Annotated in this window: 14 protein-coding genes; 1 reads left to right on the top strand and 13 read right to left on the bottom strand. The window is 72.1% G+C overall.

What is annotated here, in order from left to right; genetic code table 11:
- Nucleotides 1–167: 167 nt before the first annotated feature.
- Entirely contained in the window at nucleotides 168–1,160 is a 993-nt protein-coding gene (locus AB0P17_RS06775; RefSeq protein ID WP_365808245.1) for a 2-dehydropantoate 2-reductase N-terminal domain-containing protein, read from the top strand.
- A gap of 36 nt (nucleotides 1,161–1,196) precedes the next feature.
- On the opposite strand, the gene AB0P17_RS06770 is transcribed toward AB0P17_RS06775, so the two are convergent.
- The 13 genes from AB0P17_RS06770 to AB0P17_RS06710 all read right to left on the bottom strand — a co-directional run bounded on the left by AB0P17_RS06770 (nucleotide 1,197) and on the right by AB0P17_RS06710 (nucleotide 13,656).
- Nucleotides 1,197–2,048 (bottom strand): sirohydrochlorin chelatase, encoded by an 852-nt coding sequence (locus AB0P17_RS06770; protein WP_365808243.1) that lies wholly within the window; start codon nucleotides 2,046–2,048, stop codon nucleotides 1,197–1,199.
- Nucleotides 2,048–3,007 (bottom strand): ABC transporter permease, encoded by a 960-nt coding sequence (locus AB0P17_RS06765; protein ID WP_365808241.1) that lies wholly within the window; start codon nucleotides 3,005–3,007, stop codon nucleotides 2,048–2,050. Before AB0P17_RS06765 ends, AB0P17_RS06770 begins: the two co-directional genes overlap by 1 nt.
- Nucleotides 2,994–3,794 carry an ABC transporter ATP-binding protein gene (locus AB0P17_RS06760; RefSeq protein WP_365808239.1) on the bottom strand — a complete coding sequence of 267 codons (801 nt, stop codon included), beginning with the start codon at nucleotides 3,792–3,794 and terminating at the stop codon, nucleotides 2,994–2,996. Before AB0P17_RS06760 ends, AB0P17_RS06765 begins: the two co-directional genes overlap by 14 nt.
- An 81-nt stretch (nucleotides 3,795–3,875) precedes the next feature.
- Nucleotides 3,876–4,985, bottom strand: a complete 1,110-nt coding sequence (locus tag AB0P17_RS06755) for an aliphatic sulfonate ABC transporter substrate-binding protein (RefSeq protein WP_365808237.1) — start codon at nucleotides 4,983–4,985, stop codon at nucleotides 3,876–3,878.
- Between the two features lie 261 nt (nucleotides 4,986–5,246).
- On the bottom strand, nucleotides 5,247–6,641 hold the full coding sequence (locus AB0P17_RS06750) for a GTP-binding protein (protein ID WP_365808236.1): 1,395 nt from the start codon (nucleotides 6,639–6,641) through the stop codon (nucleotides 5,247–5,249).
- Nucleotides 6,642–6,643: 2 nt separating this feature from the next.
- Nucleotides 6,644–7,582, bottom strand: a complete 939-nt coding sequence (gene cysD, locus AB0P17_RS06745) for a sulfate adenylyltransferase subunit CysD (RefSeq protein WP_365808234.1) — start codon at nucleotides 7,580–7,582, stop codon at nucleotides 6,644–6,646.
- Nucleotides 7,579–8,124: an adenylyl-sulfate kinase gene (cysC, locus tag AB0P17_RS06740; protein WP_365808232.1), complete on the bottom strand. Its 546-nt coding sequence runs from the start codon at nucleotides 8,122–8,124 to the stop codon at nucleotides 7,579–7,581. Before cysC ends, cysD begins: the two co-directional genes overlap by 4 nt.
- A 125-nt stretch (nucleotides 8,125–8,249) precedes the next feature.
- On the bottom strand, nucleotides 8,250–8,948 hold the full coding sequence (locus tag AB0P17_RS06735; protein ID WP_365808231.1) for a phosphoadenylyl-sulfate reductase: 699 nt from the start codon (nucleotides 8,946–8,948) through the stop codon (nucleotides 8,250–8,252).
- Nucleotides 8,945–9,121 carry a hypothetical protein gene (locus AB0P17_RS06730; protein ID WP_365808229.1) on the bottom strand — a complete coding sequence of 59 codons (177 nt, stop codon included), beginning with the start codon at nucleotides 9,119–9,121 and terminating at the stop codon, nucleotides 8,945–8,947. Before AB0P17_RS06730 ends, AB0P17_RS06735 begins: the two co-directional genes overlap by 4 nt.
- Complete coding sequence (locus tag AB0P17_RS06725; protein ID WP_365808227.1) at nucleotides 9,118–10,815, bottom strand: nitrite/sulfite reductase; 1,698 nt, start codon at nucleotides 10,813–10,815, stop codon at nucleotides 9,118–9,120. The genes AB0P17_RS06730 and AB0P17_RS06725 overlap by 4 nt, the downstream gene beginning before the upstream one ends.
- A gap of 119 nt (nucleotides 10,816–10,934) precedes the next feature.
- Entirely contained in the window at nucleotides 10,935–11,018 is an 84-nt protein-coding gene (locus AB0P17_RS06720) for a putative leader peptide (protein WP_365627905.1), read from the bottom strand.
- A 240-nt stretch (nucleotides 11,019–11,258) separates the two neighbouring features.
- On the bottom strand, nucleotides 11,259–11,831 hold the full coding sequence (locus tag AB0P17_RS06715) for a GNAT family N-acetyltransferase (RefSeq protein ID WP_365808225.1): 573 nt from the start codon (nucleotides 11,829–11,831) through the stop codon (nucleotides 11,259–11,261).
- A 190-nt stretch (nucleotides 11,832–12,021) separates the two neighbouring features.
- Entirely contained in the window at nucleotides 12,022–13,656 is a 1,635-nt protein-coding gene (locus tag AB0P17_RS06710) for an acyl-CoA dehydrogenase family protein (RefSeq protein WP_365808223.1), read from the bottom strand.
- Nucleotides 13,657–13,660 lie beyond the last annotated feature (4 nt).

Raw genomic sequence — 13,660 nt, 5'->3', positions numbered from 1 at the left:
TCCTTCGCGGGTCGGGTCGGGTCGGGTGTCGAGTCGTGTCCTGCGCCACCTGCGAGGACGGTCCCGTCGTTATACCCGGCGCGCAGGAGGCCCAGTCGTGACGCCGCTCACGGTGGTGTCACAGGGCTCGCCTATGCTGAAGGCGTCGTAGGGGAACGGGGTTCGGGATGCGTTACGTCATCATCGGGGCGGGAGCGGTCGGCGGCAGCGTGGGCGGCCGGCTGGCCGAGGCGGGCCAGGACGTGGTCCTCGTCGCCCGGGGCGCGCACCACGCGGCGCTGCGCGAGCACGGCCTGCGGCTCACCACCCCCGAGGGCACCCGCGCGCACCGGCTGCCGGTGGTCGACGGACCCGAGGCGCTCGAACTACACCCGGACGACGTCCTGCTGCTCTCCGTGAAGACCCAGGACAGCACGGCCGCACTGGACGCCTGGTCGGCCCGGCCGGTCGCGGGCGGCGGTACGGCGGGCGAGGTGCTGCCGCTGGTCTGCGCGCAGAACGGGGTCGAGAGCGAGCGGCTCGCCCTGCGGCGCTTCCGGCAGGTGTACGCGATGTGCGTCTGGCTGCCCTCGACGTATGTCGAACCGGGTGCGGTGAGCGCCGGAGGCGCCCCGTACACCGGCATGCTGCACATCGGCCGGTACCCGTCGGGGACGGACGCGACGGCCACGGCGATCGCCGCCGGGCTGGCGAAGGGCAGACTCCTCGCCCCGGTCGTGCCGGACGTGATGCGCTGGAAGTACGCCAAACTGCTCTCCAACCTGGCCAACGCGATCGACGCCGTCACCGGCGCGACCGGCGAGGAGAGCTGGGAGCTGATACGGCGGGCCACGGCGGAGGGCGCGACCGTCCTCGACGCGGCGGGCATCGCGTACGTGGGCCCCGAGGAGCAGGCCGAGACGCGCGCGGACCACATCACCTTCGACCCGGCGGGCGGTGTCGAGCGCGGCCACGGCTCGTCGTGGCAGAGCCTCAGCCGGGGCACGGGCACGATCGAGGCGGATTATCTGAACGGGGAGATAGCCCTGCTGGGGCGGCTCCACGGCGTTCCCACCCCGGTCAACGACACACTCCAGCGCGTCGCCAACACCTTCGCGCGCGAACGCCGCGCGGCGGGCTCGATGAGCGTGGCGGACCTGACGGCGCTGATCGACGCCTGACGGGTCCGGCCCGGCGCGCCCGGCCCGTCGGCCCCGTTACGCGGGCCGCGCCAGCGCCGGCCTGTCGGTCGTGCCGGCCGTACCGGCCGTGCTGGTCGCACCGGCGGCACTGGCGGCACTGTCGAAGCGACGCAGCATCAGCCTCGCCACCTCCGGCGCCGCGCCCAGTACCTCGGCCAGCGTGTCCGCGCCCGCCGCCCGCGCGCCCGCCGTGATCCGGTCGGGGAGCCTGCCGGGGGCGATGACGTACGGCGCCACCGCCACCCGCCGGACGCCCTCGGCGCGCAGCGCCCGTACCGCGTCCTCGGTACGGGGCAGGGATGCGGAGGCGAACGCAGGCCGCACGGCGCACCAACCGGTGCCCCGCCACTCCCGCGCGATTTCAGCGATCACTGCGATCGCCTCCGGGTCGGAGGAGCCCGCCGAGGCCAGGACGACCCCGGTCGAGCTCTTGTCGGCGGGCGTCAGGCCCGCCTCGTACAGCCGCCGCTCCAGCGCCGCGCCCAGCAGCGGCGACGGGCCGAGCACCTCGCCCTGCCGGATCCGCAGGCGCGGATGGCGCTGTTCCGCCGCGCGCAGCACGGCGGGGATGTCGGACTTGGCGTGGAAGGCGCGCGTCAGCAGCAGCGGCTGCGCCACCACGTCCCGTACGTCCTCCCGTGCGAGCCGGTCCAGCACGCTGCCCACCGACGGGGTGTCGAAGTCCAGGAAGCCGGTCTCCACCCGCAGCCCCGGCCGCAGCGCGCGCAGCCGCCGGGCCAGCGCGCGCACCGTCGCTCCATGCCGGGGGTCGCGGCTGCCGTGCGCGACGACCAGCAGCACGGGCGGCGGCTCGCGGTACGGGAGGAGGCGGCGGACCAGGGACCGCGCCGGCACAGGTCCTGGCATCAGCTCTTCACCAGCAGACCGCGCCCGCGCAGCACCCGCCGCTCCAGCGGACTGAAGATCAGCAGGTCGATGGCGACCCCGACGATCAGGATCAGGAAGATCGCGAGGAACACCATCGGCATGCTGCCGACCGTCCGGCCGTTCTCCAGCAGCTGTCCGAGCCCCACACCGAGATCGGGCGACGAGGCGATGATCTCCGCCGCCATCAGCGAGCGCCACGAGAACGCCCACCCCTGCTTCAGCCCCGCCAGATAGCCGGGCAGCGCGGCCGGCATGACGATGTGCCAGGTGCCCCGCAGCCCGGTCGCGCCCAGGGTGCGCCCGGCGCGCAGGAAGAGCGGCGGCACCTGGTCGACGCCGGAGACCAGCCCGTTGGCGATCGAGGGAACCGCGCCGAGCAGGATCACCGCGTACATCATCGAGTCGTTCAGACCGAGCCAGATCACGGCCGGCGGCACCCATGCCACCGAGGGCAGCGACTGGAGCCCGGAGAGGATCGGGCCGATGGCCGCGCGGACGAACTTCACCCGGGCCACCAGCAGCCCCAGCGGAGTGCCGATCGCCAGCGCCAGCAGGAAGCCCAGCAGCCCGCGCGAGACACTGGTCCAGATGTAGCCGAGCAGGGTGCCCTGCATCCACGCGTCGGAGACCTCGCCCCACACCGCGCCCGGCGACGGCAGCTTGTAGCCGTCCGTCACCTTCGCCCACACCAGTACCTGCCACACCACCAGCACCAGCGCGACGGCGATTACCGGCGGCAGGACCTTGGCGACCAGCGTCCGGCGCAGCGGCGCCCGCCCGGTCTGTACGGTGTCCAGCGCGTCGAGCCCGGCCTCCAGACCGGCCAGATCGCTGTGGTGCGCCGCGCCGCCCCGGGGCGCCGCGCCGCGCTCGGCGGTGTCCTGCTCCGCCGCGTCCCGCGGCGCGTCCTGGCCGGACGCCGTCTCAGTGCTGGCCATGGCGGCGGATCTCCCCACGCAGTTCTTCGGTGATCTCGACGGACAGCTCCGCGACGGCGGTGTCCTCGATACGGCGCGGCTGCGGGATGTCCACCCGCCACTCCCGGGCCACGCGGCCGGGCCGCGAGGACAGCAGAATCACGCGCTGCGCGAGCCGTACCGCCTCACGCACGTTGTGCGTGACGAACAGCACCGACAGGTCGGTCTCCCGCCAGATCCGGGTCAGCTCGTCGTGCAGCACGTCCCGGGTGATCGCGTCCAGCGCCGCGAACGGCTCGTCCATCAGCAGCAGCTGGCTGTCCTGCGCGAGCGCGCGGGCCAGCGCGACGCGCTGACGCATCCCGCCGGACAGCTCGTGCACCCGCTTGCCGTACGCCCCTTCGAGCCGGACGAGCCCGAGCAGCCGCTCCGCCTCGGCGCGCCGCTCCTGCTTGGCGACGCCGCGCAGCCGCAGCGCCAGTTCGATGTTCTTGCCCGCGGTCAGCCACGGGAACAGCGCGTGCTCCTGGAACATCAGCGCGGGCCGGCCGCCGGGCGTCTCGATGGCCCCGGCGGACGGCCGGTCGAGCCCGGCGACCAGATTGAGCAGCGTGGACTTACCGCATCCCGAGGCGCCCAGGAGGGTGACGAACTCGCCCGGTGCGACATCGAGGGTGATGTCGTCCAGCACGAGCTGCTGCCCGGCGGGCGTCGCGAAGGACTTCGAGACGTGCGCGATACGGGCGGCGTGGTCCACCGCCGGGGTGGCCTCGGCGGCCTTGGCGAGAGTGGATGCCACGGTCGTCACCTCCTGGGAACGGTGTGGATTCGGCAGGGTGTGGATTCGGCAGGGTGTTGACTCGGAAGGTGGGGAGCACGGTGTACGGGGCTACGGGGCGCCGAGTCCCGCGTCGGCGACCTCGGTCTTCCCTTCGGCCTTCAGCACCTTGTTGAGGGGCGCCACGTCGTAGATCCCGTTCAGGTCGGGCTTCTTCAGCAGTCCGGCCTTGACCGCGTGGTCCGCCTCCGAGCGGAGCGTCGCGGCCAGCGGGTCATCGGTGATCTTGATGGACTTCCACGCCGGGTCCAGCACCTCGGCGGGCAGCGCCTTGCCGGCGAGCTTCTTCAGCGCCTCGTTGGCCGAGGCCTTCGCCTGGGCGTCGTTGGCGTTGATCCACTCGTTGGTCTTCACCGAACCGCGCAGGAACGCCTCGACGACGTCCGGGTGCTCCTTCAGGAACGCCTGCCGCACGATGATGTTGGTGATCACGAACTGCTGGTCGGGCCAGAGCGTCGACTCGTCCAGGAGTTCCTTCGCACCTTCGGCGACCAGCTTGGAGGCGGTCGGCTCCGGCACCCACGCGCCGTCGATGTCCCCGGCCTTGTAGGCGTCCGGGGTGATCTTGTTGTCGGTACGGACGACGGAGACATCGCCCTTGCCGGACTGCGCGTCGACCTTCCACCCCTGCTCGGATATCCAGTTGAGGAACGCCACGTCCTGCGTGTTGCCGAGCTGCGGGGTGGCGATCTTCTTGCCCTTGACGTCGGCGAGGGTCTTGATCTTCGCCGGGTTGACGACGAGCTTCACACCGCCCGAGGCGGAGCCGCCGATGATGCGCAGCCCCTTGCCGGCGGTCTGGGTGTAGCCGTTGATGGCGGGGGAGGGGCCGATGAAGCCGATGTCGATGGAGCCCGCGTTGAGCGCCTCGATCTCGGAGGGCCCGGCGTTGAAGGTGGTGGTGGACAGCTTCGTGCCGCCCAGCTCCTTCTGGAACAGGCCCTTCTCGGTGCCGACCAGCGCGGTGGCGTGTGTGAGGTTCGGGAAGTAGCCGAGCCGTACCGTGTCGGCCGACAGCGCCTTGCCCGTGGGGGCGGCGGTGGACTCCTCGGAGGAGTCGGCGGCGGAGCCGTAGCCGCAGGCGGAGAGCACGGCGGCGAGGAGGGGCAGGGCGGCTACGGCGGCCAGGCGGCGGCGCGTCGCGGTGCGGGAGGCAGGCACGGGAGGGGTTCCTCTCGTCGTCCCGGTGCTCACGCCCTGGTCGGATGGACCGGACAGGTGGGCGCGGCCGGGAGGTCGGCAGATCTTCGTCGATACCAGTGGTGCGGGTGTGGCCGGTGGGGCATACGGGCGCGCGAGCGGTGCGCGTACGTCATCACGCACATCGCGACACCCCGCCCGTCCCAGCGCCGAGGGCGCCGCTGCCCACCCGGCCGCCCTCCTTCGCGAACGTCGCGTAGACGTCGTGCGGAACGCCCGCCATCAGAAGTCCCAGCCCTCGTCGTCGGCCGGCGTCGCGGCGGCCGCGGCGGTACCTTCCGCGAAGGCTTCGCCCGCCATCCCGGCGCTCAGCGTCGTCCCGTCGGCGGGGTCGATCAGCAGAAACGATCCGGTACGCCGTGAGTCCGCGTACGCGTCCAGCGCCAGCGGCTCGGCCGTCCGCACGACGACGCGGCCGATGTCGTTGGCGACGAGCTGCCCCGGCGCCGGGTGCTGGGAGAGGTCGTCCAGCGTCAGCCGGGACGGGATGTCCTTCACGATCGCCTTGACCGTACGGGTGGTGTGCTTCAGCAGCACCCGCTGGCCCACCCCGAGCGGCTGGTCCGCCACATGGCAGACGGTCGCCTCGACGTCCTGGGTGGTGGCGGGCGCGTCGCCGGTCGGCACGATCAGATCGCCGCGCGAGATGTCGATGTCGTCCTCCAGGAGGAGCGTCACCGACTGCGGGGTCCAGGCGATGTCCACCGGCTCGCCCAGCAGATCGATCCCGGCGATCTTCGACGTACGGCCCGACGGCAGGACCGTCACGTCCTCGCCGACCCGGAAGGTGCCCGCGGCGATCTGGCCCGCGTACCCCCGGTAGTCGGGGTGCTCGGCGCTCTGCGGCCGGATCACGTACTGCACGGGCAGCCGCGCGTGGCAGCCGGTCAGGTCGTGGCTGACCGGGACGGTCTCCAGGTGCTCCAGCACCGTCGGGCCGCCGTACCAGTCCATGTGCGCGGACGGTTCCACGACGTTGTCCCCGGCCAGCGCCGAGATCGGTATCGCCGTACACCACTTGTCCTGGGGGTTCCCCCCAGACCCCCAGCCGGGGACGCCGAGGGAGGCCGCGTACGCCGTGAACTCCTCGGCGATCGAGGCGAAGACGGGCTCCGCGTACTCCACCAGGTCCATCTTGTTGACGGCGAGCACGACGTGCGGGACGCGCAGCAGCGCGGCCACCGCGGCGTGCCGGCGGGTCTGCTCGACCACCCCGTTGCGGGCGTCGACCAGGACCACGGCCAGCTCGGCGGTGGACGCGCCCGTCACCATGTTCCGGGTGTACTGCACATGGCCCGGGGTGTCGGCGAGGATGAACCGCCGCCGGGGCGTGGCGAAGTAGCGGTAGGCGACGTCGATGGTGATGCCCTGCTCGCGCTCGGCGCGCAGCCCGTCGGTGAGCAGCGCCAGGTCGGGCGCCTCCTGGCCGCGGCCCAGCGAGACCCGCTCGACGGCCTCCAGCTGGTCGGTCAGGACCGACTTGGAGTCGTGCAGCAGCCGCCCCACGAGGGTGGACTTGCCGTCGTCGACGGAGCCCGCGGTGGCGAAGCGCAGCAGTGTGGTCGCCGCGAGCGCCCCGCCGAACGGGCCGGTGGTGTGCGTGTGTGTGCTCGGCATGGCTAGAAGTACCCCTCGCGCTTGCGGTCTTCCATCGCGGCCTCGGACATCTTGTCGTCGGCGCGGGTCGCGCCGCGCTCGGTCAGCCGGGAGGCGGCGATCTCGGTGATCACCGCGTCGAGCGTGGTGGCGTCGGAGTCGACTGCGCCGGTGCAGGACATGTCGCCGACCGTGCGGTAGCGCACCAGGCGCTTCTCGACGGTCTCGGACTCCTTGGGGCCGCCCCAGTCACCGGCGGTCAGCCACATCCCGCCGCGGCGGAACACCTCGCGCTCGTGCGCGAAGTAGATCTCCGGCAGCTCGATCCCCTCGCGGGCGATGTACTGCCAGACGTCCAGCTCGGTCCAGTTGGAGAGCGGGAAGACCCGGACGTGCTCGCCCGGGGCGTGCCGGCCGTTGTAGAGCTGCCACAGCTCGGGGCGCTGGCGGCGCGGGTCCCACTGCGAGAACTCGTCCCGCAGGGAGAACACCCGCTCCTTGGCGCGCGCCTTCTCCTCGTCGCGCCGCCCGCCGCCGAAGACCGCGTCGAACCGCTCGGCCTGGATCTTCTCCGTGAGCGGCACGGTCTGCAGCGGGTTGCGGGTGCCGTCGGGCCGCTCGCGCAGCTTTCCGGCGTCGATGTACTCCTGTACGGAGGCGACGTGCAGCCGGAGCCCGTGTTCGGCCACGGTACGGTCGCGGTAGGCGAGGACCTCGGGGAAGTTGTGCCCGGTGTCGACGTGCAGCAGTGAGAACGGCACCGACGCCGGCGCGAACGCCTTCAGCGCCAGATGCAGCATGACGATGGAGTCCTTGCCGCCGGAGAAGAGGATCACCGGCCGCTCGAACTCGCCCGCGACCTCACGGAAGATGTGGACCGCCTCGGATTCCAGCGAGTCCAGGTGGCTCAGTGCGTACGGGGCGTCCGTGCCCTCGGTGACGGCTGCGACGGTGGTGGTCACGCGAGACCCCTCTCGGTGAGCAGTGCGTGGAGTGCGGCGGCGGACTCCTCGACGGACTGCGTGTGCGACTCGATCCGCAGGTCCGGCGCCTCGGGTGCCTCGTAGGGGTCGTCCACCCCGGTCAGCCCGGTCAGCTCGCCGGCCGCCTGCTTGGCGTACAGGCCCTTCACATCGCGTACGGAGCACACCTCGACCGGCGTGGCCACGTGCACCTCCAGGTAGCCCGTGCCCTCGGCCCGGTGGCGCTTGCGTACCGCCTCCCGGCTGTCCGCGTACGGGGCGATCACCGGGACCAGTGCCTTGACGCCGTTGGCCGCGAGCAGCTCGGCGACGAAGCCGATGCGCTGCACGTTGGTGTGCCGGTCCGCGCGGCTGAAGCCGAGGCCCGCGGAGAGGAACTCCCGGATCTCGTCGCCGTCGAGCACCTCCACCCGGTGGCCCTCCTCGCGCAGCCGCCCGGCCAGCGCGGTGGCGATGGTGGTCTTGCCGGCGCTCGGCAGGCCGGTGAGCCAGACCGTGGCGCCCTGCTCCGTCGCGCTCAACCGTTCCTCCACGTCGTGTTCCCGGCGGACACCGCGTTCCTGACGGACGTCGTCTGCCTGACGGATACCGTCTGTCTGACGGACATCGTCTTCCTGCCGGACGCCACCTGCCTGACGGCCCGTCATCAGTGCAGCCCGCATTCGGTCTTGGACCGGCCCGCCCAGCGGCCGGCGCGCGCGTCCTCGCCCGCCAGGACCCGGCGGGTGCACGGCTCGCAGCCGACCGAGGCGTAACCGTCCTCCAGCAGCGGGTTGGTGAGCACCCCGTGCTCCAGCACGTACGCGTCCACGTCGTCCTGCGTCCAGCGCGCGATCGGCGAGACCTTCACCTTGCCGCGCTTCTCGTCCCACCCGACGACCGGGGTGCCGGCCCGGGTCGGCGACTCGTCACGGCGCAGCCCGGTGGCCCAGGCGTCGTATCCGGTCAGCCCCTCCTCCAGGGGGCGGACCTTGCGCAGGGCGCAGCAGCGGTCCGGGTCGCGGTCGTGCAGCTTCGGGCCGTACTCGGCGTCCTGCTCGGCGACGCTCTGCCGCGGGGTGAGCGTGATCACGTTCACGTCCATCACCGCGTCCACGGCGTCCCGGGTCCCGATGGTCTCCGGGAAGTGGTAGCCGGTGTCCAGGAACACCACGTCCACGCCGGGCCGTACCCGGGAGGCGAGATGGGCGACCACCGCGTCCTCCATCGAGGAGGTCACGCAGAACCGCGCGGCGAAGGTGTCCGTGGCCCAGGTCAGTATCTCCAGGGCCGACGCGTCCTCCAGGGCACGCCCCGCCGCTTCGGCGAGCGCCCTGGGATCGTCGGTCTCCGTCAGTGCCGTCACGTCTCTTCCCCTCCGTCATTCCGCTGGAGCCCCCGCGCGAGCAGCCCGAGGAACTTCAGCTGGAAGGCCCGGTTGCATGCCCCGCATTCCCAGGCGCCGTGCCCCTGCTCGCCGGGGCGCAGGTCCTCGTCGCCGCAGTAGGGGCAGTAGAAGGGGGCCGCGCGCTCGCTCACGACAGGGCCTCCTCGTCGGCCCTGGCGACCCAGGTGGCGAAGCGCTCGCCGTCCTCGCGCTCCTTGGCGAAGCGCCCGAGCACCCGCTCGACGTAGTCGGGCAGCTCCTTCGAGGTGACCTTCAGCCCCCGGACCTTGCGGCCGAATCCGGCCTCCAGGCCCAGCGCGCCGCCCAGGTGCACCTGGAAGCCCTCGACCTGCTTGCCGTCCCCGTCCAGCATCAGCTGGCCCTTGAGACCGATGTCCGCGGTCTGGATACGGGCGCAGGCGTTGGGGCAGCCGTTGATGTTGATGGTGATCGGCTCGTCGAAGTCCGGGATACGGCGCTCCAGCTCGTCGATGAGGGTGGCGCCGCGCTCCTTGGTCTCGACGATCGCCAGCTTGCAGAACTCGATGCCGGTGCAGGCCATCGTGCCGCGCCGGAACGGCGAGGGCTTGACCCGCAGGTCCAGCGCTTCCAGACCGGCCACCAGGGAGTCCACCCGGTCCTCGGCCACATCGAGGACGATCATCTTCTGCTCGGCGGTGGTACGGAGCCGGCCCGAGCCGTGTGCCGTGGCGAGCGCGGCGATCTCCGTCAGCTTCACGCCGTCCACCCGGCCGACGCGCGGCGCGAACCCGACGTAGAAACGCCCGTCGCGCTGGCGGTGCACCCCGACGTGGTCCCGCCACCGCTGGAGCGGCTGCTCCGGGGCGGGTCCGTCGATCAGCTTCCGCTCCAGGTACTCGTCCTCCAGGACCTGGCGGAACTTCTCCGCGCCCCAGTCCGCGAGCAGGAACTTCAGCCGGGCGCGGGTGCGCAGCCGGCGGTAGCCGTAGTCACGGAAGATCGAGATGACCCCGGTGTAGACGTCGGGGACCTCGTCGAGCGGCACCCACGCGCCGAGCCGCTGGCCGATCTTGGGGTTGGTGGAGAGCCCGCCGCCCACCCAGAGGTCGAAGCCGGGGCCGTGCTCGGGGTGGTTCACCCCGACGAACGCGATGTCGTTGATCTCGTGGGCCACGTCCAGCGACGGCGATCCCGAGACGGCCGACTTGAACTTGCGCGGCAGGTTGGAGAAGTCGGGGTTGCCGATGATCCGGCGCTGGATCTCGTCGATGGCGGGCGTGCCGTCGATGATCTCGTCCTCGGCGATCCCGGCGACCGGCGAGCCGAGGATCACGCGGGGCGTGTCACCGCACGCCTCGGTGGTGGAGAGCCCGACCGCTTCGAGGCGCCGCCAGATCTCCGGGACGTCCTCGATCCGGATCCAGTGGTACTGGACGTTCTGCCGGTCGGTGATGTCGGCGGTCCCGCGCGCGAACTCCTGCGAGATCTCGCCGATGACCCGGAGCTGCTCCGTGGTGAGCCGGCCGCCGTCGATCCGCACCCGCAGCATGAAGTACTCGTCGTCCAGCTCCTCCGGCTCCAGGATCGCGGTCTTGCCGCCGTCGATCCCGGGCCTGCGCTGGGTGTACAGCCCCCACCAGCGCATCCGGCCGCGCAGATCGTTGGGGTCGATCGAGTCGAACCCGGCCTTGGAGTAGATCGTCTCGATGCGTGTCCGCACATTGAGACCGTCGTCGTCCTTCTTGAACTGCTCATTGCCGTTGAGCGGAGTGAAGTGGCCCCTGGCCCACTGGCCCTCGCCGCGGTGACGGCTCACCTTGCGGCGGGGCGTGGCAGGGGACGGCTGTTCCGGCGTCGCGGCCATGGCTGTTCCGTCCATTCGAGACATGCAGGAGGGCGGCTCTGAACCGCACACTTCGCGTGAGGACGCGGGGGTGCGCGGCAGAGGGGAAGGAGAAGGTGTACGCGGCGGTGCTGGGACTCTCAGCTCGCCGGACAGATGGCGCTGGACATGCGGCAGAGGTCGACGTGGCGTCGACTCACCAAGGCGATTCCAGAGCAGGACATGACGGAAGCGTGGCACGCCGATCTCCGGCCAGTCCACTGTTGTCCGCTATATGGACTATAACGTACCACTATGCGAGACGGTGTGTTGTCTGTCACGGGGTGTGGGTGTTTAACGCCTGTTCCGGGTCGCGCGGGGCGGGCGCGAACCGGGCCGTACGTCCGGGCCGGCCCGGACGGCGCGTACCGGCCCGAGCCGCGCGTACCGGGCCGGCGCGGGGCGTGCGTACGGTTCGGTTCCGGTCAGGCCGCGGTGTGCGCGCCCGGCCAGGGGCCGGGGGCCGCCCGCTCGGGCTCCTCGTCGGTCTTCGTCGCGAAGAGCCGGAAGCCGCGCCGCAGGTAATTGTCCATGGCGTGCTCGCCGTCCTTGGAGCAGGTGTGCAGCCAGACCCGCTTCACCGGCTCGGCCCCGGGCCACCGCTCGGCCAGGTCCCAGGCCCGCGCCACCCCGTACGACAGGAGCTCTCCGCCGATCCGGCGGCCCCGGAAGGCGGGGATCAGCCCGAAGTACGCGATCTCGACCGCCGCGCCCTCCTGCGCCTCCAGCTCGATGAACCCGGCGGGGGTGCCTTTCTCGTACGCCACCCACGTCTCCACGCCGGGCCGCGCCAGATACCCGGACCACTGGTCGTACGTCCACGGCAGCCGGTCCGTCCAGTGGACGTCCGCGCCGACGGCCGTGTACAGGAACCGGCTGAACTCGGGCGAGGGCACTTCGGCGCGTACGATCCGCACCCCGGCCGGGGCGTGCCCGGCGGGCCGCAGATCGTCGGGCGAGGTCTGCTCCAGGGACCAGGTGGTCACGGTGATGCTCATAGAGGCCAGGAGAACACGGGCCGGGCACGGGCCGAGCAGCCGCCCCCGTTCCCGGGCGCCAGGGTGACGTATCGATTTTTCCGCAACGCTCCGCAACTCTGGCGCTTCGTCCACCGGTGCGTGAAAGTGACTACGGGTCAGAGGCGGTGCCGTGTCGGCGCGGCACCACCTCTGACCACTCCGCGAGCGGTCAGGCCACGGGCCGCGCCCGCTCCACGACCGACGCCAGGTCGAGGGTGTGGGGCAGGGTGCCGAAGGCCGCCCCCCAGTCCCCGCCGAGCCGCGACGCGCAGAACGCGTCCGCCACCTCCGGCGGCGCCCACCGCACCAGCAGCGACCCCTGGAGCACCAGCGCCATCCGCTCCACCAGCCGCCGGGCCCTGGCCTCGATCCCCGCCAGATCCGCCAGCTCGGTCAGCAGCCCCTTGATCGCGCCGTCCAGCCGGTGATCCGCGCCCCGCGCCTTCCCGACCTCCTGGAGGAACGCGTTCAGCGCCGCGGGCTCCCGCTGGAGCGCCCGCAGCACATCCAGCGCCTGCACATTGCCCGAGCCCTCCCAGATCGAGTTGAGCGGCGACTCGCGCAGCAGCCGCGGCATCCCCGACTCCTCCACGTACCCGTTGCCGCCCAGGCATTCCAGGGCCTCCGCCGCCAGTGGGGTACCCCGCTTGGTCACCCAGTACTTGGCGGCCGGCACCGCGAGGCGCAGAAACGCCCGCTCCTCCTCCGTGTCCGTGTCGTACGCCGCGGCGAGCCGCATCGCCAGTGTCGTCGCCGCCTCCGACTCCAGCGCCAGATCGGCCAGCACGTTGCGCATCAGCGGCTTGTCGATCAGCTCACCGCCGAAGGCGCTCCTGTACGTGGCGTGGTGCACCGCCTGGGCCACGGACTGGCGCATCAGCGCAGCCGTCCCCAGCACACAGTCCAGCCGGGTCGCCGCGACCATCCCGATGATCGTGCGCACCCCGCGCCCCTCCTCACCGACCCGGCGCGCCCACGTCCCGTCGAACTCGACCTCGCTCGACGCGTTGGACCGGTTGCCCAGCTTGTCCTTGAGACGCTGCAGCCGGAACACGTTGCGCGTCCCGTCCGCCAGCACCCGCGGTACGAGAAAGCAGGTCAGCCCGTCCGGCGCCTGCGCGAGCACCAGGAACCCGTCGCACATCGGCGCGGAACAGAACCACTTGTGCCCGGTCAGGGCGTACTCCCCGGACGCGTCCAGCGGCCGGGCGGCCGTCGTGTTCGCCCGTACGTCGCTGCCGCCCTGCTTCTCCGTCATCCCCATGCCGAAGAGCGCGCCGCCCTTCTCCGCGGCGGGCCGCAGCCCCGGCTCGTACGCGTGCGAGGTCAGCCGCGGCTCCCACTCCGCCGCGAGCGCCGGATCCGCCCGCAGCGCGGGCACCGCCGCGTGGGTCATCGACACCGGGCACAGATGCCCCGCCTCCGCCTGGCTCCACACCAGGAAACCGGCCGCGCGCCGGAGATGGCCGTCCGGCCTGCCCCACGCGTCGGTCAGCCCCGCGGAGACCGCCCGCCCGAGCAACTGGTGCCAGTCGGGATGGAAGTCGACCTCGTCGATCCGGTTCCCGTACCGGTCGTGGGTGCGCAGGACCGGGGGGTTCTCGTTGGCCCGTACCCCCCACTCCTGGACCTCGGCGGATCCGGCGGCGCCGCCGAGCGCCGTCAGCTCCGCGCGGGTCCCGTCGAGCAGACCCGGCGCGCTGTGCCGCTCCACGGCCTCGGCGAGGACCCGGTCGGCGCGGAAGACGTCGTACCCCACCAGGGGCGGAACCTGGTTGGTCACTGTGTGGGTGCTGGCTGCCATGCCG

This window comes from Streptomyces sp. NPDC088124 (assembly GCF_040685895.1).
In the GTDB taxonomy this organism is placed as follows: domain Bacteria; phylum Actinomycetota; class Actinomycetes; order Streptomycetales; family Streptomycetaceae; genus Streptomyces.
The sequence above is the reverse complement of the archived record's forward strand: the minus strand, read 5'-3'. Positions and strand labels throughout refer to the sequence as shown.

Bases quoted from the DNA above. Each gene is read 5' to 3' on its own strand.
- AB0P17_RS06775 (WP_365808245.1), top strand. From the start codon at position 168: ATGCGTTACGTCATCATCGGGGCGGGAGCGGTCGGCGGCAGCGTGGGC.
- AB0P17_RS06770 (WP_365808243.1), bottom strand. From the start codon at position 2,048: ATGCCAGGACCTGTGCCGGCGCGGTCCCTGGTCCGCCGCCTCCTCCCG.
- AB0P17_RS06765 (WP_365808241.1), bottom strand. From the start codon at position 3,007: ATGGCCAGCACTGAGACGGCGTCCGGCCAGGACGCGCCGCGGGACGCG.
- AB0P17_RS06750 (WP_365808236.1), bottom strand. From the start codon at position 6,641: ATGCCGAGCACACACACGCACACCACCGGCCCGTTCGGCGGGGCGCTC.
- AB0P17_RS06725 (WP_365808227.1), bottom strand. From the start codon at position 10,815: ATGGCCGCGACGCCGGAACAGCCGTCCCCTGCCACGCCCCGCCGCAAG.
- AB0P17_RS06720 (WP_365627905.1), bottom strand. From the start codon at position 11,018: ATGTCCTGCTCTGGAATCGCCTTGGTGAGTCGACGCCACGTCGACCTC.
- AB0P17_RS06715 (WP_365808225.1), bottom strand. From the start codon at position 11,831: ATGAGCATCACCGTGACCACCTGGTCCCTGGAGCAGACCTCGCCCGAC.
- AB0P17_RS06710 (WP_365808223.1), bottom strand. From the start codon at position 13,656: ATGGCAGCCAGCACCCACACAGTGACCAACCAGGTTCCGCCCCTGGTG.